This is a genomic window from Pseudomonas sp. 2,4-D, assembly GCF_030418155.1.
Classification (GTDB): domain Bacteria; phylum Pseudomonadota; class Gammaproteobacteria; order Pseudomonadales; family Pseudomonadaceae; genus Aquipseudomonas; species Aquipseudomonas alloputida.
In genome coordinates this window covers 43,311-63,135 of record NZ_JAUHUI010000014.1, presented here as the reverse complement: position 1 = coordinate 63,135, position 19,825 = coordinate 43,311, and the positions used below count along the sequence as shown (strand labels likewise).

18 protein-coding genes are annotated in these 19,825 nt (G+C 63.2%); 3 read left to right on the top strand and 15 right to left on the bottom strand.

Annotation, left to right across the window (positions count from 1 at the left end):
- Positions 1-6: 6 nt before the first annotated feature.
- From QYE47_RS12745 to metG, 7 genes are all read right to left on the bottom strand, one after another.
- Positions 7-183 carry a PA3496 family putative envelope integrity protein gene (locus tag QYE47_RS12745; RefSeq protein ID WP_010952256.1) on the bottom strand — a complete coding sequence of 59 codons (177 nt, stop codon included), beginning with the start codon at positions 181-183 and terminating at the stop codon, positions 7-9.
- Positions 184-287: 104 nt separating this feature from the next.
- Complete coding sequence (gene nth / locus QYE47_RS12740) at positions 288-926, bottom strand: endonuclease III (RefSeq protein WP_014589916.1); 639 nt, start codon at positions 924-926, stop codon at positions 288-290.
- A gap of 4 nt (positions 927-930) precedes the next feature.
- Positions 931-1,455, bottom strand: coding sequence for an NADH:quinone oxidoreductase (locus tag QYE47_RS12735; protein ID WP_070383525.1), 525 nt, complete (start codon positions 1,453-1,455; stop codon positions 931-933).
- A complete protein-coding gene (locus QYE47_RS12730; RefSeq protein WP_019438143.1) occupies positions 1,448-2,050 on the bottom strand; it encodes an RnfABCDGE type electron transport complex subunit G in 603 nt (200 codons plus the stop codon). Before QYE47_RS12730 ends, QYE47_RS12735 begins: the two co-directional genes overlap by 8 nt.
- Complete coding sequence (locus QYE47_RS12725; protein ID WP_070383526.1) at positions 2,047-3,018, bottom strand: RnfABCDGE type electron transport complex subunit D; 972 nt, start codon at positions 3,016-3,018, stop codon at positions 2,047-2,049. Before QYE47_RS12725 ends, QYE47_RS12730 begins: the two co-directional genes overlap by 4 nt.
- Positions 3,015-3,563, bottom strand: coding sequence for an Rnf-Nqr domain containing protein (locus QYE47_RS12720; RefSeq protein WP_019438145.1), 549 nt, complete (start codon positions 3,561-3,563; stop codon positions 3,015-3,017). Before QYE47_RS12720 ends, QYE47_RS12725 begins: the two co-directional genes overlap by 4 nt.
- Positions 3,564-3,669: 106 nt before the next feature.
- Entirely contained in the window at positions 3,670-5,709 is a 2,040-nt protein-coding gene (metG, locus tag QYE47_RS12715; protein ID WP_014589921.1) for a methionine--tRNA ligase, read from the bottom strand.
- Positions 5,710-5,867: 158 nt separating this feature from the next.
- Between metG and apbC the strand changes: the two genes are divergently transcribed.
- Positions 5,868-6,962 carry an iron-sulfur cluster carrier protein ApbC gene (gene apbC, locus QYE47_RS12710; protein WP_070383527.1) on the top strand — a complete coding sequence of 365 codons (1,095 nt, stop codon included), beginning with the start codon at positions 5,868-5,870 and terminating at the stop codon, positions 6,960-6,962.
- Positions 6,963-7,214: 252 nt separating this feature from the next.
- On the opposite strand, the gene QYE47_RS12705 is transcribed toward apbC, so the two are convergent.
- On the bottom strand, positions 7,215-7,424 hold the full coding sequence (locus tag QYE47_RS12705; RefSeq protein WP_003254922.1) for a cold-shock protein: 210 nt from the start codon (positions 7,422-7,424) through the stop codon (positions 7,215-7,217).
- Between the two features lie 327 nt (positions 7,425-7,751).
- Between QYE47_RS12705 and dcd the strand changes: the two genes are divergently transcribed.
- Complete coding sequence (gene dcd, locus QYE47_RS12700; RefSeq protein ID WP_003254920.1) at positions 7,752-8,318, top strand: dCTP deaminase; 567 nt, start codon at positions 7,752-7,754, stop codon at positions 8,316-8,318.
- A gap of 94 nt (positions 8,319-8,412) precedes the next feature.
- On the top strand, positions 8,413-8,640 hold the full coding sequence (locus QYE47_RS12695) for a hypothetical protein (protein ID WP_003254918.1): 228 nt from the start codon (positions 8,413-8,415) through the stop codon (positions 8,638-8,640).
- A gap of 6 nt (positions 8,641-8,646) precedes the next feature.
- On the opposite strand, the gene pdeM is transcribed toward QYE47_RS12695, so the two are convergent.
- The 7 genes from pdeM to QYE47_RS12660 form a co-directional block, all read right to left on the bottom strand.
- Entirely contained in the window at positions 8,647-9,297 is a 651-nt protein-coding gene (pdeM, locus tag QYE47_RS12690; RefSeq protein ID WP_070383528.1) for a ligase-associated DNA damage response endonuclease PdeM, read from the bottom strand.
- Positions 9,294-11,744, bottom strand: coding sequence for a ligase-associated DNA damage response DEXH box helicase (locus QYE47_RS12685; RefSeq protein ID WP_070383529.1), 2,451 nt, complete (start codon positions 11,742-11,744; stop codon positions 9,294-9,296). Before QYE47_RS12685 ends, pdeM begins: the two co-directional genes overlap by 4 nt.
- 67 nt (positions 11,745-11,811) lie before the next feature.
- A complete protein-coding gene (locus QYE47_RS12680; RefSeq protein WP_070383530.1) occupies positions 11,812-12,927 on the bottom strand; it encodes a succinylglutamate desuccinylase/aspartoacylase family protein in 1,116 nt (371 codons plus the stop codon).
- A gap of 113 nt (positions 12,928-13,040) precedes the next feature.
- Positions 13,041-14,699, bottom strand: coding sequence for an ATP-dependent DNA ligase (locus QYE47_RS12675; RefSeq protein ID WP_070383531.1), 1,659 nt, complete (start codon positions 14,697-14,699; stop codon positions 13,041-13,043).
- A complete protein-coding gene (locus QYE47_RS12670; RefSeq protein ID WP_019438150.1) occupies positions 14,696-15,712 on the bottom strand; it encodes a ligase-associated DNA damage response exonuclease in 1,017 nt (338 codons plus the stop codon). The genes QYE47_RS12675 and QYE47_RS12670 overlap by 4 nt, the downstream gene beginning before the upstream one ends.
- A 126-nt stretch (positions 15,713-15,838) precedes the next feature.
- Positions 15,839-18,280 carry a penicillin acylase family protein gene (locus QYE47_RS12665; RefSeq protein ID WP_070383532.1) on the bottom strand — a complete coding sequence of 814 codons (2,442 nt, stop codon included), beginning with the start codon at positions 18,278-18,280 and terminating at the stop codon, positions 15,839-15,841.
- Positions 18,281-18,365: 85 nt separating this feature from the next.
- Positions 18,366-19,724: a PLP-dependent aminotransferase family protein gene (locus tag QYE47_RS12660; RefSeq protein WP_014589929.1), complete on the bottom strand. Its 1,359-nt coding sequence runs from the start codon at positions 19,722-19,724 to the stop codon at positions 18,366-18,368.
- Between the last annotated feature and the right edge of the window lie 101 nt (positions 19,725-19,825).

Genomic DNA, 19,825 nt, shown 5'->3' with positions numbered 1-19,825 from the left:
CCCGCACTACAGGTCGTAATCGAAATCGGCCAACTGCTTTTGCAGGCGCCGTTCTTCCAGCATGTTGTCGATGGTGCGGCGTTTGCTCAGGTTGGTCTTTGCGATTTCAACCTGTGGCTCCGCGTCGTCGTCTGCGGCAACAAAATCATCATCGATCGACAGGTCGTCTTTATCGGTACTCATGAGTCGCTCCAAGCCAAGGGGCCATTGGCCGTCCTTATAACCAGAAAGCAGACGCTGGTAAAAAAGATTTTTTCAATCGATGTGAGTGGTTTTTGGCTATCGGCTCAATCGTCGGAGGTTTTGTGCTTGTACTCGCACAAATCTTCGATCCTGCAGCTTCCGCACCTTGGCTTGCGCGCCTGGCATACGTAGCGCCCGTGCAGGATCAGCCAGTGGTGGGCGTCGAGCAGATAGTCCTTGGGTACAAACTTGACCAGTTTCTTTTCCACTTCCAGCACCGTTTTGCCTGGCGCGATGCCCGTTCGGTTACTCACCCGGAAGATATGGGTATCCACGGCCATGGCCGGTTGGCGAAACGCCGTGTTAAGCACCACATTGGCGGTTTTTCGGCCGACACCGGGTAGCGCCTCCAACGCTTCGCGGGTTTGCGGTACCTGGCTGTCGTGGCGCTCGATCAGCAGCCGGCACGTTTCTATGACATTCTTGGCCTTGCTGTTGTAAAGCCCGATGGTCTTGATGTATTCGCTGAGGCCTTCAACGCCCAGGGCATGGATGGCCTCGGGGGTGTTGGCGACGGGGAACAGGCGGGCAGTGGCCTTGTTGACGCCGACGTCGGTGGATTGCGCGGACAGTGTCACGGCGACCAGCAGTTCAAACGGGGTCGTGTAGGCCAGTTCGGTCTTGGGGTCGGGGTTGTCTTCGTGCAGCCTGCGAAAAATCTCCAGGCGTTTGGCGGCATTCATGAAATCAGGGCTTTCCTTGACAATGTGGGTGGGCTGGGCCCGGAAGCAGGCGATTGTACAAGGCCAACAGCAGACCCAGCAGCAGTAGCGCACCGGGGGCGAGGCTGGCCAGGTGCAGCTCGGCATGGTCAGCCAGCCATTGGCGACTGGCGCCCAGCAGCAGGCAAATGGCAAAGACAGCGCCGAGGTGCCTTGCGAGCAGGCGCCAGCGGTGTTGGTCAGGCAACAGGTGGTCACTGGCCAGGCATTGCAGGCACAACAATGCGGGATAGTGGCCCAAAGCAATGGCCAGTGGTAGCAGCCAGGCCCGCATGGCCAACTGCAGGCAACTGGCCAACGCAGCCAGCAGCAGCAGGCTAGCCATTACATAGGCCCAGCTGGCCATGTGTTTACGCAGTGGCGCCAGCAACAGTTGGTGCAGGCACCCCATCAGTACTGCGCACAGGCCGATGGCCGCGCCTTCAGCCAGCGTTCGGGTGGCACCCAGCAGTGGCGCCAGGCTCATGGCCAGCAGGCAGAACCTATTCATGGGTGGCGCCCTCCAGCAATACACTACGCTGCTCGTCGAAATAGCTCAGCGCATCCTGCAATGCGGCGATCACCGCGCGCGAGGTCACGGTTGCGCCGGCCAATTGGTCAAAGTCACCCTGGTCCCGCTTCAGCGCCCAGTGATCGCCCTGATCGCGGTTGTTGAACTGACTCAGCCAGTGCAATCGCGGATCCCCCAGGCGATCGCCCAGCCCGGGGCTTTCCTGTTGTTCGACAACCTGGCTGCCGATCAGCCGGCCGTCCGTGGTGATGGCGACGCTCAGCACGATCGGCCCGGCATACCCCTGGGCCTGTGTTATCAGGATAATGGCGCTTGGCTTACCTGCCACAGTGGCACGGTAAGCTGCCAGGATACGGCTGTTGGGCCTCTGTGCGGCGGGCCTTGGCAGTGGGCTTTCCAGGGGCTGGTTGTCATAGCTACCGTCGGGCAGCACGGCCAGTCGCAGGCGGCTTTGCAGCTGCTTTTCAGCGCCGGCGATGGCCGGACCGGTCCACTGCCGCCAGGCCAGGGTGGCGGACACTGCCAATACTCCCGTCAGCAGCAACAGGCCCACATTCCGAACCCCGCGCTTCATCGGGCTGCCTGCTGACGCTGCGCAGCCATGCGCTCGAGTGCCGGTGCGAAAAGGTTCATCAGCAGGACGGCGAACGCGGTGCCATCCGGATAGCTGCCCCACGTACGAATCAGGTAGATGAGCACCCCTGTTCCTACGCCGAAGCACAGTTTGGCCCAGTCGTCTCGGGGGCCGGATACTGGCTCGGTCGCAATGAAGAATGCTGCCAGCATGGTCGAGCCGGAAAACAGGTGCAGCAAAGGCGAGCCATTGGAGTCCGACCCCGAACCGTTCCAGCCCAACAGGCTGAATACCAATAGCCCTGCCAGCAAACCTGCCGGTGCATGCCAACTGATCACCTTGCGCTGCAGCAAGAACAGGCCGCCAAGCAGGAATGCCAGGTTGACCCATTCGCTGCCTGCCCCGCCAATGTTGCCAAAGCCCGGATGGCTGGCAAACAGCTCGTCGATGGTCAGGCTGCGGTTGTGGCGCAAGCCGTCGAGCAATGTCGGCCGGGCCCAGGCATCGATCTGTTCGCCCCCAGCGAACACCTGCTGCACGCTGTCGAGCAGGCTTGGGGCCTGCCCAGGCCAATGGTTCATCTGCAACGGGAAGCTGAGCAGCACGAAGGCATAGCCCACCATGGCTGGATTGAACAGATTTCGTCCGACCCCACCGTAGGCCTGCTTGCCGATACCGATCGCGACACTTGCCGCGATGACCGGCAGCCACCATGGCGCCAAGGTGGGCAGGGCGGCCGCCAGCAGCACGGCCGTCACCAGTGCGCTGCCGTCGTTTAGCGCCTGGCTCAGTGATTGGCTGCGCAGTGCCAGCAGCAATGCCTCGCACAGCAGCGCGGCACTGGCGCACAGCAACAGGTTCAGCATCATGCCCCAGCCATGCAGCCACAACAGCGCCAGCAGTCCAGGCGTGCAGGCTAGCAAGACCAGGCCCATGCTGGTGCGTAGGCGCGGATCGGGACTGCTCATTGGCCAAACATTCCGTTGAAACCGGAAAATGCCATGGCCATCACCCCGGCACCGATCAATTCGATGGGCAGGCCGCGCAGTACGTTGGGGATATCGGCGTGGGCGCTGCGCTGGCGCAGGTCGGCGAACACCATCAGCGCCAGCCAGAAGCCGCCACCCGTCAGCAAGCCTTGGAGCAGCATGGTTGGCCAGGTGCTGTTGTCGCTTGTCTGCTGCAGCGCCAGCCCCAGCGCTGCTGCATTGCTTAACAGCAGCGCTGGCAGCCCCACTACAGGCCAGGCCGGGCGCCACTTGGCCAAAAGCCAGGGCAGGCCCCAGGCGAGCAAAGCCAGCCAGGGCAATAGCACAAAAAGGGCAAGATCGTGGATGTGCAACGGGGCAAGTACCGCGTGCACCAGCAACTGCGCGCCAATTACGCCCAGGGCGATGCACAGGGCGCAGGCCAGGCCGTGCACCTGCAGTTGCAGCCCGGAGAGTGGCTGTCGAAGCAGGCACAGGTGATTGATCAGTGCGGCGCTGATCAGGACCAGGATGTAGTCATTCATGAGATGACGATAGCCGGGAATCGGGGCGATTGTCCGGGTTTGACATGAAGGGGCCTGCGTAATTGTGGGAGCGGGCAGGCCGCTCCCACAATGGCCCGCAGGGCGGTTACTTGATGCGCTGGCCTGGCTTGGCGCCGCTGTCCGGGCTCAGCAGGTAGATTTCTTCACCGCCAGGGCCGGCAGCCATGACCATGCCTTCGGACACGCCAAAGCGCATCTTCCGGGGTTTGAGGTTGGCTACCATCATGGTCAGGCGGCCTTCCAGCTTGGACGGGTCTGGGTAGGCCGACTTGATGCCGGAGAACACGTTGCGTCGCTCGTCACCAATGTCCAGGGTCAGTTGCAGCAACTTGTCGGCACCCGCCACGGCTTCAGCCTTGACGATCAGCGCCACACGCAGGTCGACGGCAGCGAAGGTATCGAACTCGATCTCTGCCGATAGCGGGTCCTTGGCCAGTTCGCCATTGCCCGCCGGGGCCTTGGCTTCGGCAGCCAGCAGGTCTTCCTTGCTGGCAGCGACCATGGCTTCGACCTTGGCCGGTTCGATACGGCTCATCAGGGCCTTGAACGGGTTAAGCGGGTGGTTTTCCAGGCGTGTCAGGTGGTCGTTCCAGGTCAGCGGGGCCACGTTGAGGAAAGCCTCGGCGTCAGCGGCCAGCACCGGCAGTACCGGTTTGAGGAAGATCACCAGCTGGCGGAACAGGTTGATGCCTTGGGCGCAGATGGCCTGGACTTCATCCTGCTTGCCTTCCTGTTTGGCCAGTGACCACGGTGCCTTGTCGGCGATCCAGGCGTTGGCGCGGTCGGCCAGTGCCATGATTTCGCGCATGGCGCGGCCAAAATCACGGGCCTCATAGGCTTCGGCGATGGAAGGTGCGGCAGCCAGGAAGGCTTCGGTCAGCTCAGGCGCGGCATCACCGCTTACCATCACACCTTCGTTGCCCTTGTGGATGAAACCGGCGCAGCGGCTGGCAATGTTGACGACCTTGCCGACCAGGTCGGAGTTGACCTTCTGTACGAAGTCTTCCAGGTTCAGGTCCAGGTCGTCGACGCCACGGCCCAGCTTGGCCGCATAGTAGTAACGCAGGTATTCCGGCTGCAGGTGGTCCAGGTAGGTGCGGGCCTTGATGAAGGTGCCGCGTGACTTGGACATCTTGGCGCCGTTGACCGTCAGGTAGCCGTGCACATTGACCGCGGTCGGCTTGCGGAAGCCGGCGCCTTCGAGCATGGCTGGCCAGAACAGGGCGTGGAAGTTGACGATGTCCTTGCCGATGAAGTGGTACAGCTCGGCCTTGGAGCCTTCGTTCCAGAAGGCGTCGAAGTCCAGCTCCGGGCGGCGCGCGCAGAGGTTCTTGAAGCTGGCCATGTAGCCGATTGGTGCATCCAGCCATACGTAGAAGTATTTGCCAGGCTCACCCGGGATCTCGAAGCCGAAGTATGGCGCGTCGCGGGAGATATCCCACTCCTGCAGGCCGGAGTCCAGCCATTCCGCCAGCTTGTTGGCTACCGCGTCCTGCAGGGTGCCGCTTCGGGTCCACTGCTGCAGCATGGCCTGGAAGTCTGGCAGCTTGAAGAAGAAATGCTGGGAGTCACGCAATACCGGGGTGGCACCGGAGATCGCTGACTTGGGGTTCTTCAGCTCGGTGGGTGCGTAGGTGGCACCGCATTTTTCGCAGTTGTCGCCGTACTGGTCTTCGGCCGCGCACTTCGGGCAGGTGCCCTTGATGAAGCGGTCGGCGAGGAACATGCCTTTTTCCGGGTCGAAGTACTGGGTCACCGACCGGGTGGCGATGTGCCCGGCTTCGCGCAGGCGCGAGTAGATCAGGCTCGACAGCTCGCGGTTCTCTTCGCTGTGGGTGGAGTGGAAATTGTCGAAGTCCACCAGGAAGTCGGCGAAATCGCTGCTGTGCTCGGCCTGGACGTTGGCGATCAGCTGTTCCGGGGTGATACCTTCCTTTTCGGCGCGCAGCATGATGGCCGAACCGTGGGCGTCGTCGGCGCAGACATAGATGCATTGGTTGCCGCGCAGCTTCTGGAAGCGCACCCACATGTCCGTCTGGATGTACTCCAGCATATGGCCGAGATGGATCGATCCATTGGCATAGGGCAGGGCGCTGGTGACGAGAATCTGGCGTGGCTCGGACATGGTGGCTCGGCTACTTATCTGGCTACGGGGTAAAAATGAGGGTGATCGGCCACTATAAAGGGCTGGCGAAGATATTTCACCCCGCAAGCGCATCTGCTGACGATTGACGGGTTAGGATAGGCGGCTGTTTTACATTCAGTTTGCCAATGGGAGTCTCCATGAGTGCCGTCACCCGTGCCGCCGTTGAAGGCGTGCTTCGCCAGTACACCGACCCCTACCTGAACCAGGACCCGGTCAGCGCCGGCTGCGTGCGCGCCATCGATATCCAGGGCGGGCAGGTCAGCGTGCAGTTGCAGTTGGGTTATGCCGCAGGGCTGTTCAAGAACGGCTGGGCCCAGGTGCTGCAGACCGCCATTGGTAGCCTCGAGGGGGTCACTGGCGCCCAGGTTTCGATCGATTGCGTGGTGGCTGCGCACAAGGCCCAGGCCCAGGTGCCAGCCATGGCCAGCGTCAAGAACATCATCGCCGTGGCCTCGGGCAAGGGCGGTGTGGGCAAGTCGACCACCGCTGCCAACCTGGCCTTGGCCCTTGCACGCGAAGGCGCACGGGTAGGTATTCTCGATGCCGACATCTACGGTCCCAGTCAGGGGGTGATGTTCGGCATCGCCGAGGGTACCCGTCCACAGATTCGCGAGCAGAAGTGGTTCGTGCCGATCAAGGCCCACGGCGTGGAAGTCATGTCCATGGCCTTCCTCACCGACGACAACACGCCGATGGTATGGCGTGGCCCGATGGTGTCTGGCGCGCTGCTGCAGCTAGTCACCCAGACCGCTTGGGATGACCTGGATTACCTGGTGATCGATATGCCACCGGGTACCGGTGACATCCAGCTGACCCTGGCACAAAAAGTACCGGTGGTCGGTTCGGTGATCGTCACCACGCCGCAGGACCTGGCGCTGCTGGATGCCAAGAAGGGCGTGGAAATGTTCCGCAAGGTCAACATTCCGGTGCTGGGCGTGGTCGAGAACATGGCCGTGCATATCTGCTCGAATTGCGGCCATGCCGAACACCTGTTCGGTGAAGGTGGCGGCGAGAAGCTGGCCAGCCAGTATGGCGTCGACCTGCTGGCGTCGCTGCCGTTGTCGATGCTGATACGTGAGCAGGCCGACAGCGGCAAGCCGACGGCGATCGCCGAGCCGGAAAGCCAGATTGCCATGGTTTACCAGGAGCTGGCCCGCCAGGTAGGCGCGCGGATCGTGCTGCAGGAAGCTGCGGCGCCGGCAATGCCCAGCATTACCATCAGCGAAGACTGACGCATTCCCTGTGGGGGCAACTGTCTTGCTCAATTTCTAAAAGCTGGCGCGATCCCTGTGGGAGCGGCCTGGCGTCGCGAAAGGGCCGCGCAGCGGCCCCAGGATCTCGGCATAATGCATAGATTGCTGGGGCCGCTTTGCGGCCCTTTCGCGACACAAGGCTCCACACACTTTCAATGCATGGCCTTCAGACAGGCATAAAAAAACCCGCCAGAAGGCGGGTTTTTTTGAAAGCTAGGAAGCTAGATCGACTTAGGCGATCTGAACTTCTTCAGCCTGCATGCCTTTCTGGCCGCGGGTAGCGACGAAAGTAACAGCCTGGCCTTCTTTCAGGGTTTTGAAGCCGTCAGCTTGGATGGCTTTGAAGTGCACGAACAGGTCGTCGCCCGACTGAGGGGTGATGAAGCCGTAGCCTTTCTCATCGTTGAACCACTTAACAACACCGGATTGACGGTTGGACATTTTTCTGTCTCCTTGGACAATTTGATAACGGTCAGGAAAAACCCTGCCCGGGACTGAGCGCAAAGAGAGCAGAAAATTCAGCGATGGGCCGATCAGGATCGTGCATCAAACTAGAGATTCTCGGTGTCACGTGCAGCACAGTGGCAACACCTTACCCCACTTTCCGCAACCTGCCAATGGTCAGAAGACGCTTTAGGCAAATTCGGATCGGCGGCGGCTGCAGCCCCCACCCGGCGCGGGATGAGGGATGGAACTTTAACCTGGGCGCCGGGACCGGTAATATGCGCGTCACGATTTTCACCTCGCAACTCTTCAGGACACCCCGCCATGAGCATCAAATCGGACAAGTGGATTCGCCGCATGGCGCAGGAACACGGCATGATCGAGCCGTTCGTCGAGCGCCAGGTGCGCGGCGAGCAGGACAACCGCGTGATCTCCTTCGGCGTCTCCAGCTATGGGTACGACGTACGCTGCGCCGACGAATTCAAGGTGTTCACCAACATCAACTCGGCCACCGTCGACCCGAAAAATTTCGATGCTGGCAGCTTCGTCGATATCAAGAGCGACGTGTGCATCATCCCGCCAAACTCTTTCGCCCTGGCGCGCACTGTCGAATATTTCCGCATTCCCCGTGACGTGCTGACCATTTGCCTGGGCAAGAGCACCTACGCCCGTTGCGGCATCATCGTCAACGTCACGCCGCTCGAGCCTGAGTGGGAAGGCCACGTGACGTTGGAGTTTTCCAACACCACCACGCTGCCGGCGAAGATCTACGCCAACGAAGGCGTGGCGCAGATGCTGTTCTTGCAGTCCGACGAAGAGTGCGAAGTGTCGTACAAGGACCGTGGCGGCAAATACCAGGGCCAGCGCGGCGTCACCCTGCCACGTACCTGAGCCGACAAGCGCGGGGAATTACCCGCGCCTTTGGCACTCCAACGAAGTAACGCCGGTGTGCATGATGTACATCGGCTTTCGTCAGGAGCAGCCAATGAAACTCCATCCCGCAATCAGTGCCAAGCTGGCAGGCCTGCAGCCCAATCACGTAGGGTTGTTGCCCTGGTCACTGCTGGCGCACCCGCTGCCCATGCAGGCGGGGGGCGTGCCCCATCAGCCTGACCCCGATACCCCGCAACCGCCGGAACCCGGTGAGACGCCTCCCATGGAGCCGGGTGAGCCGACCTTGCCGGACGAGCCGCCTCCCGCCCCTGTGGCCTGAGCGTCGCTAAAGCGGCCAGACGCGTTCAGCGCCAGCCAGGTACAGCCGGCTGGCGCTGGCGGGGGTGATTTCCCACCCCCCGGTGAACTCACCGAATGCAGGTAGCAGGCTGACTTGCTCATCGATCACGAAGCAAGGCAGGCGCAAGCGCTGACGGGCCTTGCCGCGCAGGACGAAGACGGGGTGTACGTGGCCCGCCAGTACCGGGTGTGTGTGGTGGGGCTGCGGCTCGTGCTGCAGGGCAAAGGGCTCCAGAACCCAAGGCTCGTCCACGACCTGAATATCGAGCGAGGCAGGTGGATCGCCGGCGTTGCGATCATGATTGCCGCGTATGAGCACCACTTTCAGATTTTTGTGCCGCTTGCGCCAATCATCCACCTTGGCCAGCGTTGCCGGTGCACGGGCCGTGCGGGCATGCAGAAAGTCGCCCAGGATGATCAGTTGCTCACAGTCATGTGCGGCCAGCAGGCGATCGAGCCTGGCGAGTGTCGCCTCAGTCGTTCCACGTGGCACCGGTTGATGCAGGGCGCGGTAGCTGGCGGCCTTTCCGATGTGCACGTCGGCCACCAGCAAGGCGCGACGGGCGGGCCAGTAGATGGCTTTGTCGGCAAGCAGCCAGAGCGCCTGCCCCCAGTGTTCGATGGGTTGGTAATTCATCCCGCGTCCGCCGCTTGTTCCAGTTCCGCTACCATCCGCGCAATGCGGTCTGCCAGCTTCTCGGTGCTCAATGTCTCGCGCATGCCTTCCACCAACAAGGCAAACGCCAGGGGCCCTGGCCGCTTCAAAGCCCGCAGGTCAAGTTGCAAATCACTCATTTTCAGCAGTTGCCGATGCAACCGTTCGATTTCCAGCTCTTCGCTCAAAACTTCATCCCGCGCCTGGCCAAGCAGCAAATTCCCCGCGTCGTGCTTGCGAAACACCTCATAGAACAGCCCGCTGGAGGCCTGGATTTGCCGCGTGCTCTTCTGCGCGGCGGGATAGCCACCAAACACCAGCCCGGCAATCTGGGCAATTTCGCGAAAGCGCCGCAGTGCCATTTCCCCGGCATTCAGGCTGGCCAGCACATCTTCCAGCAGGTCCGCGGTGCCGAGCGCTTGTGGCAAGTGCCTGGCCCAGTCCACCTGGGCAGGGCTGAGGAGTTCGAATCCGTAGTCATTGACAGCAATCGACACCGACAGCGGTTGTGCGCGGCTGACCCGCCAGGCAATCAGATTGGCCAAGCCCAGGTTGGCCATGCGCCCGGCAAAGGGATACAGGAACAGGTGCCAGCCCTGGCGTGACTTGAAGGTTTCGGCCAGCAGCGTGCCTGTGGTGGGTAAGGCTGACCACTGCGCCTGAAGCGCAAGCAGCGGGCGTACTGCCCGCATTTCCGGCCCGTCAAAGCGTTCATGGGCTGCAGCGTCGAGCTGCTCGACCAGCGCCTCGGCCAGTTCGCTCGAGAGCGGCATGCGCCCGCCGTTCCAGCGCGCTACCGCAGCCTTTCGCGCCGTGCTGCGACGCACATAGGCCGTCATGTTTTCCACGCGTACCAGCTCCAGTACCCGCCCGGCAAATACCAGCGTATCGCCGGGGCGCAGGCGGGCGATGAACGCTTCTTCAACACTGCCCAGCGTTTTCCCGCCGCCGCCCTTGCTCCAGTATTTCAGTTGCAGGTTGGCATCGCTGACGATAGTGCCGATGCCCATGCGGTGGCGCCGCGCCAGGCGTTCGCTGGTAACCCGATAAACACCGTCGGCCTGGCGCTCGACGCGCTGGTAGTCCGGATAGGCGGTCAGTGAGCTGCCGCCGTGGCAGACGAAGTCCAGCGCCCATTGCCATTGGCTGTCGCGCAACTGGCGAAAGGCCCAGGTGCTGCGCACTTCGGCGAGCAGTTGCTCCGGGCGAAAGCCGCTGCCCAAGGCCATGCTGACCAGATGCTGTACCAGCACGTCCATGCACAGGCGCGGTGAAAAGCGGGCTTCGATGTGGCCGGCTATCAGCGCCTGCCGGGCCGCCGCCGCCTCCACCAGTTCCAGGCTATGGGTGGGCACCAGGGTGACCCTGGAGCGCCGCCCAGGCGCGTGTCCTGAGCGACCCGCCCGCTGCATCAGGCGGGCGATGCCCTTGGCCGAGCCGATTTGCAGCACCCGTTCCACGGGCAGAAAGTCCACGCCCAGGTCCAGGCTGGACGTGCAGATCACCGCCTTGAGGCTGCCTTGCTTGAGGCTGCGCTCGACCCAGTCGCGGGTATCACGGGCCAGCGATGCGTGGTGCAGGGCGATCAGCCCGGCCCAGTCCGGGCGGGCCTCAAGCAGGGCCTGATACCAGATTTCTGCCTGGGCACGGGTGTTGGTGAACACCAGGCTACTGGCACTGGCGTCGATCTCATGACTGACCTGGTCGAGCATCTTCAGGCCCATGTGTCCAGCCCAAGGGAAGCGCTCGATCGCTGCTGGCAGCAGGGTGTCGACTTGCAGTGCCTTGTCTTGCCGGCCTTGTACCAGCAGGCCGCCTTGGGGCAGCAAGACATCCCGTGCGTGTTGCAGGTTGCCGAGCGTTGCCGACAAGCCCCAGGTCGGTAGGCCTGGGTGCCAATGCCGCAGGCGCGCCAAGGCCAGCTGCAGTTGTACCCCGCGCTTGTTGCCAAGCAGCTCGTGCCATTCATCCACCACCACCAGTTGCAGCGTGGCGAAATCCTCATGTGCCTGTGCCCGGGTCAGCAGCAGGGTCAGGCTTTCGGGGGTGGTGATCAGCACACTGGGTAGCCGCCGTGCCTGTCGGGCGCGCTCGGCACTGTTGGTGTCGCCGCTGCGCACCCCTACGCTCCAAGGCAGTTGGAGCTCATCAAGCGGCGCTTGCAACGCACGTGCGGTGTCGGCGGCCAGGGCACGCATGGGCGTCACCCACACCACCTGTATGGGGGCCAAGTGGCGGCCCTGGGGCCTGGGCTTGAACGCACGCAGCGCAGCGAGCCAGACCGCGTAGGTCTTGCCGGCACCGGTACTGGCATGCAGCAAACCGGACTCGCCCCGTTCGACGGCAGCCCATACGCGCCGCTGGAAGGCGAAGGGCTTCCAGCCGCGCTTGGCAAACCAGGCATTGGCGAGGTCGGTAGCAGCAGGCATGAGGCAGATGGCCCTCCGAAGGCTGTGCTTCTACAGACCACTTGCCGGCTGCAATGGTTTTACCGGATCAATTGGCCAACAGGTAGCCGCTGCGGCATACCTGTTCGCCGGCCACATGGGCGATGACCATGCCAGCCGTGGCCATGCGCCGTACGCTACGCGCATACAGCAGGCCCGGCTGGCTGTTGCGCAGGGCGGTGACTCGGTCACTGAGTGGGTCGATGACTTCGGCAATCAGTTGGCCGGCCTCCAGGTGCTGGCCCGGTTTGGCGTGGTAAACCAGCAACCCACCCAGTGGCGTTGCCACGGGTTCCACCGCGGCCAACGGCGTGGCGTGGCGTAACAGCGCGGGCAGGGCGGCACTGGTGCCTTCGATGACACCTGCGTAGGTCAGGAAGTCGAGGATCGCCTGGCAGTCCTTGCTGGCCAGATCATGGCTGACATCCGCCTGGCCACGCAGCTCGACGGTGACCGAGCAGCAGCCCAGCGGAATCGGGAAGCGTTTGCCGAAACGCTGCTGCAATTGCCACCAGACCAGGCTGAAACATTCATCGAACGACTGCCCGCCCGAGTCAGTTGCCAGCAGGCTGGCCTGGGCGCCCAGGTAACGGGCCAAGGGTTCGATCTGGGGCCAGGCATCGGGGGTGGTGTACAGGTGCTCGACTGCTTCGAAGTCGCAGTGCAGGTCCAGCACCATATCGGCATCGCAGGCCAGGCGCTGCAGTATCAGGCGCTGGGCCTGCAAGGGGGTGCGGGCCGGGTGTGCATCCAGGCCGCGGCGCAGGTATTCGCGGATCAGTGCAAGGTTGTGCGTCGGGTCCTGGGTGAGGTGTTCTTCGATCAGGTCGCCGATGCTGTCCGACAGGTCGACGAAGTTGCGATTGAAGTTCTCGCCGCTTTGCAGTTCAAAACGCCCCAATGGCGCATCCAGCAGCACTTGCTCCAGGCCCACCGGGTTGGCCACCGGCACCAGAATGATCTCGCGCTGCAGTCGGCCTTGCTGTTCCAGTTCGGCCAGGCGGCGCTTGAGGTGCCAGGCTACCAGCATGCCCGGCAGTTCGTCGGCGTGCAGCGAGGCCTGGATATAGACTTTGCCACCACTGCGGGGGCCGAAGTGGAAGCTGTGCAGTTGGCGGGTGATCCCCGGTACGGGGGAGAGCAGGTCATGGGTTGAATGGTGCATGTTGGTCCTGGCTGCGTGGCGAAAACGGTCTGCGACACGGGTCGGCTCAAAAATAGAAGCATAGTTTCAGCGAATGCGCCTCATCCTGCAGCAGTCAGGCACCGCAAACTTTTTCAGGCCAGTAGCGCCTGCAGGGTGGCCAGGTCATCTGCTTCTTCCACCGGCTTGTCCAGCCGCCAGCGCAGCATGCGCGGAAAGCGCACGGCAATACCGCTTTTGTGGCGCCGGGACAGGGCGATGCCTTCGAAGCCCAGCTCGAACACCAACGTTGGGGTCACACTGCGCACCGGCCCGAACGTTTCCACCGTGGTCTTGCGGATGATGGCGTCGACCTTGCGCATTTCTTCGTCACTGAGCCCTGAATAGGCCTTGGCAAAGGGCACCAACGCCCGACCAGGGGTACCTGCCGGTGCATCCCATACGGCAAAGGTGTAGTCGCTGTACAGACTGGCCCTGCGGCCGTGGCCGCGTTGGGCATAGATCAGCACTGCATCGACGCTGAAAGGGTCGATCTTCCACTTCCACCAGATGCCCATGTCCTTGGTGCGCCCCACGCCGTACAGGGCCTCGCGCTGCTTCAGCATCAGCCCTTCCACGCCCAGGCTGCGTGACTGTTCGCGCTGGCGGGCAAGGTCGGCCCAGTCCGGGCCTTGCAGCAGAGGCGACAACAGCACGGGGGCAAGTGGGTGTTCATCCACCAGGTGTTCCAGCTGGCTTCGGCGTTCGTGTTGCGGTCGGCTGCGCCAGTCCTCGCCCTGCCACTCCAGCAGGTCGTAGGCCTGCAGCACCACCGGCGCATCGTTCAGCAGTTTTTTGCCCAGCGTTTTGCGACCGATACGCTGTTGCAGCAAGGCAAAAGGCTGCACGGCCAGTTCCGCCTCGGTTTCACCAGGTTTCCAGACCAGGATCTCGCCATCGAGCACCACGCCATCGGGCAACGTCTGTGCCAGGCCGTGCAGTTCGGGGAAACGCTCGGTAACCAGTTCTTCGCCGCGTGACCACACCCACAGCTGGCCATCGCGCTTCACCACTTGCGCCCGAATGCCGTCCCACTTCCATTCGATTTGCCAATCGCTTGGTGGCCCGAGCAGGGTATCGAATTGATCGCTGGACACTTGCAGCGGATGGGCCAGGAAGAAAGGGTAGGGCTGGCCGCCACGCTGGTTGTGTTCATCGGCGGACTCTGGGGCGATCAGCCTCTGGTAACTGGCTGCAGTCGGGCGATGGCCTATATCGGTGTAGCCGACCAGGCGCTGGGCCACGCGTTTGGCGTCCAGCCCGGCCAGTTGCGCCAGGGCGCGGGTGACCAACAGCTTTGACACGCCCACGCGAAAGCTGCCAGTGATCAACTTCAGGCATAGCATCAGGCTGGCGCGGTCCAACCGGGCCCAGAGCAGCGGCAGGCGCTGGCGGACTTGCTCAGGCGCCAACCCGCGCAGGGGCAGCAAATGCTGTTCCACCCAGGTGGCCAGGCCTTCCTCGTTGCCATCGGCGTGCAGCGGCAGCAGCAGCGAAATGGTCTCGGCCAGGTCGCCCACGGCCTGATAGCTTTCTTCAAAAAGCCAGTCCGGCAGGCCAGCCAGCGTCGTTGCCAGTTCACGTAGGAGGCGGGTGGGCACCAGCTGGCGTGGGCGCCCGCCGGCCAGGAAATACACCGCCCAGGCAGCATCGTCGGCAGGCGCCATGTCGAAATAGTCCCGCAGTGCCTCGAGCTTGGCATTGCTGGAGGTGGTCGCGTCCAGGCGCAGGAACAGCGTAGCGAAGGCTTTCATGGCGAGGGGGCGGTGTTGGGCACATCGTCTTCGTCGCCATACTCGGTGACAAAGGCGCGGGCATCCAGGCCTTGTTCGGTGAGGTAGCGCACCAGTACCTCGACCGAGCCGTGGGTGACCATCACCCGTTGGGCACCGGTCTGGCCAATGGCCCAGAGCAGGCCAGGCCAGTCGGCGTGGTCGGACAGCACAAAGCCCCGGTCCACGCCGCGCCGCCGGCGGGCGCCGCGTAGCAGCATCCAGCCGCTGGCGAAGGCATCACTGTAATCGCCAAAACGGCGCATCCAGCTACTCCCGCCGGCTGACGGGGGCGCCAGGACCAGTGCCTGGCGCAGCAGTGGATCGTTGCGCGGAATATCGCCTGCGTAGCGGGTTTCCGGCAGGTGGATGCCGGCATCCCGGTACACCCGGTTGAGCGGCTCCATGGCGCCATGCACGAGGATCGGGCCGATGCTGGCATCCAGCCCATGCAGAATCCGCTGGGCCTTTCCGAAGGCATAGCAGAACAGCACGCTGGCCTTGCCCTGTTCACGGTTGGCCCGCCACCAGGCATTGATGCTGGCGAAGATCTCGCTTTGGCTTGGCCAGCGGTAGATCGGCAGGCCGAAGGTCGATTCGGTGATGAAGGTGTGGCACGCCACCGGTTCGAAGGGCGTACAGGTGCCATCGGGTTCTACCTTGTAGTCACCGGATGCAACCCAGACTTCACCTCGGTACTCCAGGCGCACCTGTGCCGAACCCAGCACGTGCCCGGCCGGGTGCAGGCTCAACGTCACGCCGTGGTGCAGCAGGCGCTCACCGTAGGGCAGGGTCTGCAGATTGATGTCCTGGCCCAGGCGGCTGCGAAGAATGCCAGCACCAGGGCTGGCGGTCAGATAATGGCCATTGCCGGTGCGTGCGTGGTCGCCGTGGCCATGGGTAATGACAGCCCGGTCCACGGGCCGCCAGGGGTCGATGTAGAAATCTCCGGGTGGGCAGTACAGGCCTTCGGGGCGGGCGATGACGAGGTCCATGGCACGGGCACTGGTTCTGGGGTTACCCGTTAAGAGGCATGGTGCTGGACGTTAGTTCGGATGGATTTGGGAGGGAGCTGCTGAAAAAGTTAATCAAGCCCCCTCATGCGCCCCTGAAGAACGCCCTTACCGCCCCGGCACCAACGTAAGCCGCTGGTTGCCATATGCCCTGCTGAAGTTCTGCTGTTGCAGTGGCAGGCTCATGAAGCGCCCTTTGAACCAGGCATCCAGCCCATCGCGGTAATGCGCGCTGGCCGGGTTGCCGGACTGGCCGCTGCTGGTCAGTATCTGCAACGGCTCGGCCTGGCCGAAGTCGACGATCATCCGTGCCGAGGCTGGCAGACGCGTGTCGAAGTCGCCGCCCCAGGCGAATGGTGTGAGGGCCAGGGTAGTGAAGTCGCCGCCTGCGGCAAGCGGCGAACGGCTGATCGCATCACCCAGGCCATGGTAGGCCGGTGCCGGCCAGCGGTACTGGTGCAGCTTGCCCCACTGCCAGCTGCGTCGGTCGGCACCCAGCTGTGCGATACCGCCCTCCATTGCGCCCGCCAGGCTGCGGGCGAGGATGGCGGGCTTGTCTTCTTTTTGCGGCGTGTTGCGGTCATCCCAGAAGGGGCTGTCATCGCGGCCCAGCAGATGATCGGCCTGCGCCGAGAACGACAAACGTGCATTGCTGACGAATGCCTGCCAGGCCGGGCCGGACGCCGGGCCCAGGTCATCGAGGAAGGTCTGGCGAGCGACCTCCTGCAAGAACAACTCGTACAGCGCGGCATCTGCCGACACCGGGCTCAGGCGGCCATCGAAGGCCTTGAGCCGGGCCAGCGTGTCGCGGGCCTTTTCGCGCTGCCCGGCCGGGAGGGCGTCGATCGCCTGCTTCAGTGGCTGGGCCATGCCGGGGGCGTCGAACATCTGCTTGAGCTTGTTGGCCAGCAAGGTCACCTGGTCGTTCTGCAGGGCCATCAGGCTGCGACTGTCGTGGCGACCGTTGCCGGCCAGCTGTGCCAGGCGTTCGGCACGCTCGGGGTAGTACCAGGTGCTGGACAGCTGCATGCCATAGCCGCGCGGCAGGCTGCGCTGGTTGGCGTGGCCGATCCAGCCCGCGGGTGGGTCCTGGTCGTACGGGTGCAGCATCGGGTCGGCATAGCCGTCCCAGTCGTAACGCCCGTCCCAGCCCGGCGAGGGCAGCAGGCCCTGGCCTTCGCGGCGATTGGGGTAGCGGCCACTGACTTGCCAGCCGATATGCTCAGGCTCGGCGAAAACGAAGTTGACGGCAGCAGCCGTCACTTCACGTGTGCTGTCGAAGGCCCGCTCTACGTTCTTGGCCCGCGTCAGGTCGAACAGGGCATCCAGGCTGCGATCACCTTTGAACTGTGGCAGGTTCAGCGCCAGGCCCAGGCTGGCGTTTTCTGGCTGGGCCAGCAGGGTGCCGTGGCGGGTGTCGTACATCACTTCGCGCACGGGTCGCTGGCCACGTACAAAGTAGGTTTCGCTACGGGCGCGGGCCGGCAGCCATTTACCATCGGCCAGGTAGCTCAGCTGATTGCCTTGGCGGCGCAGCTGCTCGAGGAACAGGTCCTGATTGTCGGCCATGACCGCGCTGCTGCTCCAGGCCAGCTTGCCATTGTAGCCGGCCAGCACGATCGGCAGCCCCGGCAAGGACAGGCCGGCAACCTGGTACTTGCTGGTATTGATTTGTACCGGGCTCAAGGCCCAGGCGGCGCGGCTGTCGCTGGCCAGCAGGCTCTTGCCGCTGCGGCTGCGCTGCGGGCCCAGGGCCAGGTTGGCCGACCCCGGGCTACCGAGCAGGTCCAGGTCGGCGAGCTTCTGGCTGGCAGCTGCCAGGGCTGGCAGCCCCGGCAACTGGCTGGCCAGGTTCAGGCCCTTGAGCTTGTCCACTTCCATTTCGGCCAACGGCTCGTCGGGGGCCCCGGGCAGTAACCAGGCCAGCTTGTCGCTACCGGCTTTCTGCGCCAGGGTCAGGGCGCTGAGTTCCTCTTGCAGGTTGACCGACTGGCTGAACGCGTACAGGCAGAAGATCAGCGCCGAGTCCTCAGGCTTCCAGTATTCAGGGCGATAGCCACTACTGGCCAGGCCTGCTGGCAGCTTGTCGCGGAAGCGGAACAGGTAGGCGTTGACCCCGCGCGCGTACACTTCGAAGAAGCGCTTGAGGCGTGGCGATGCGTCGGCGTATTGCTGGGCGGCACTCTGCTTGAGGTTGGCGGCGCGCATGAGGCGGTCGATATCCAGCGCCTCGCTGCCGGCCAATTCGGCCAGACGGCCTTGGGCGAGCAGGCGCATGGCGACCATCTGTTCGATGCGGTCGCCGGCGTGCACATAGCCCAGGCTGAACAGCGCATCATGGAAGCTGCTGCTTTCGATCAGCGGCGCGCCCATGGCATTGCGCCGTACCGAAACATTCTGTGCCAGGCCTTTAAGCGGCTGCACGCCGCTGGTCGGTGGCACGCTATCCTGGTAGCCGCCCGTCTGGCAGCCGGCCAGCCCGAGCATGCCGAGCAGGGTGGCAGCGGTTGCGAACCGCAGGCGGAAGGGAGGAAAGGCGGGGGCGGCCATGGCAAGGGCTCCTGCAAGGCGAGGCTGGTTTGGAAAGGCGCTAAGGTAGTAAGCGCGCAGGCGCCATGCAAGGTCCCAGGTCGGTTTATTTGATCGCGCCGGGTCCAACGTCGAAGTGCTCGGCCAAGGCGTCGGAAAAATGCGTGCAATTGATGCGCGTGTAGCGTTGGTAGTCACGGCTCACCGCGAATGCAGAGCCGGGCATCAGCAGGATCTTGTGTTGCTCCATTTTACGCATGAAAGGTTGCAGGTCGGGCAGGTCCGGGTGGTAGACCCAAAGGAACATACCCCCTTGCGGCGCAATATCGAACTGCCAGCCGCGCTCAAGCAGCAAGCGTTGGGTTTGCACTTGCTGGCGGATCAGGCGCTGCTGCACGTCTTTCATGTGCCGGGCATACGTGCCATCCGACAATATGGTGTTGACGAAGCGTTCGCAAAACGCGGGGACGGCGACGCAGGTCAGCAGTTTAAGACGTGTAAGCGGTTCGATCAGGTCTTGCGAGCAGGCAATGAACCCCACGCGCAGCGATGCCGACAGGCATTTGGAGAAGCTACCGATGTAGATAACCCGGTCAAGGTTGTCGAGCTCGGCAAAGGTCTGACGCACAGCAGGGCTGAAGTCCCCATAGACATCGTCCTCGACCACGAAGAACTCGTGCTCCACCGCCAGGCGCAGGACGCTGAAGGCGTTGTGCGGGCTGATGTTGCTGCCGGTCGGGTTGTGGAAGGTGCTGTTGCAGAAAAACGCCTTGACCTTGTGCCTGGCCAGGTGGCTTCTCATTTCTTCCACGTCCGGCCCGTCCTGGGTCCGCCGAATGCCCACGACGTGCCCGCCAGCCAGTTGGATCAGCTTGATCAGGTTGCCGTTGCCCGGCTCGTCGACGAAAACGTGGTCGCCTGGTTTGATCAGCAACCGTGCAACCAGGTCCAGGCCTTGTGTGGCACCCAGTGTGGTCAGCAACTGGTTGGGCCGGGCTTCGACACGGGTCAGCCGTTTCATGTGCACGCACAGCTGTTTGCGCATGGGCAGGTACCCCTGGATGTCGCCGTACTCTGCCAGCGAGCTCTGCTCAAGCCGCGCTGTGCGACGAATTGCCTTGGCCAGCAGTTCGGTGTCGCGCCACGCTGGGGGCAGCCAGCCGCTGCCCAGCTTGGTGAAGTGCTGGCCGCCCTGCAGCAGCCGGAACAGCGGGTCGCCGGCCATGCATTCGGGTTCGTGGATCACGCTGGTTTGCCGGGCGCGGTTTGCCACGAAGTAGCCTCGCCCGGGTGATGCCGTCAACACCCCTTCGCTGACCAGCTGGGCATAGGCCGACACGACGTCGTGGTAACTGAAGTCCACTGCAGCGGTCAGCTTGCGGATGGAGGGCATGCGTTGCCCAGGCAACCACTCGCCTGCATCCAGGCGTTGTTTCAAAAGGTGATGAAGGCTGCAGGGGATCATGGCAGGTCCGAACCGTTAGAAAAAAAAGCCTAACAGTTAACGGAAATGCTTGTCGACTGTTCGTTTGCAAATGGCCAGCACATGCCAATATCCCCGTGTCG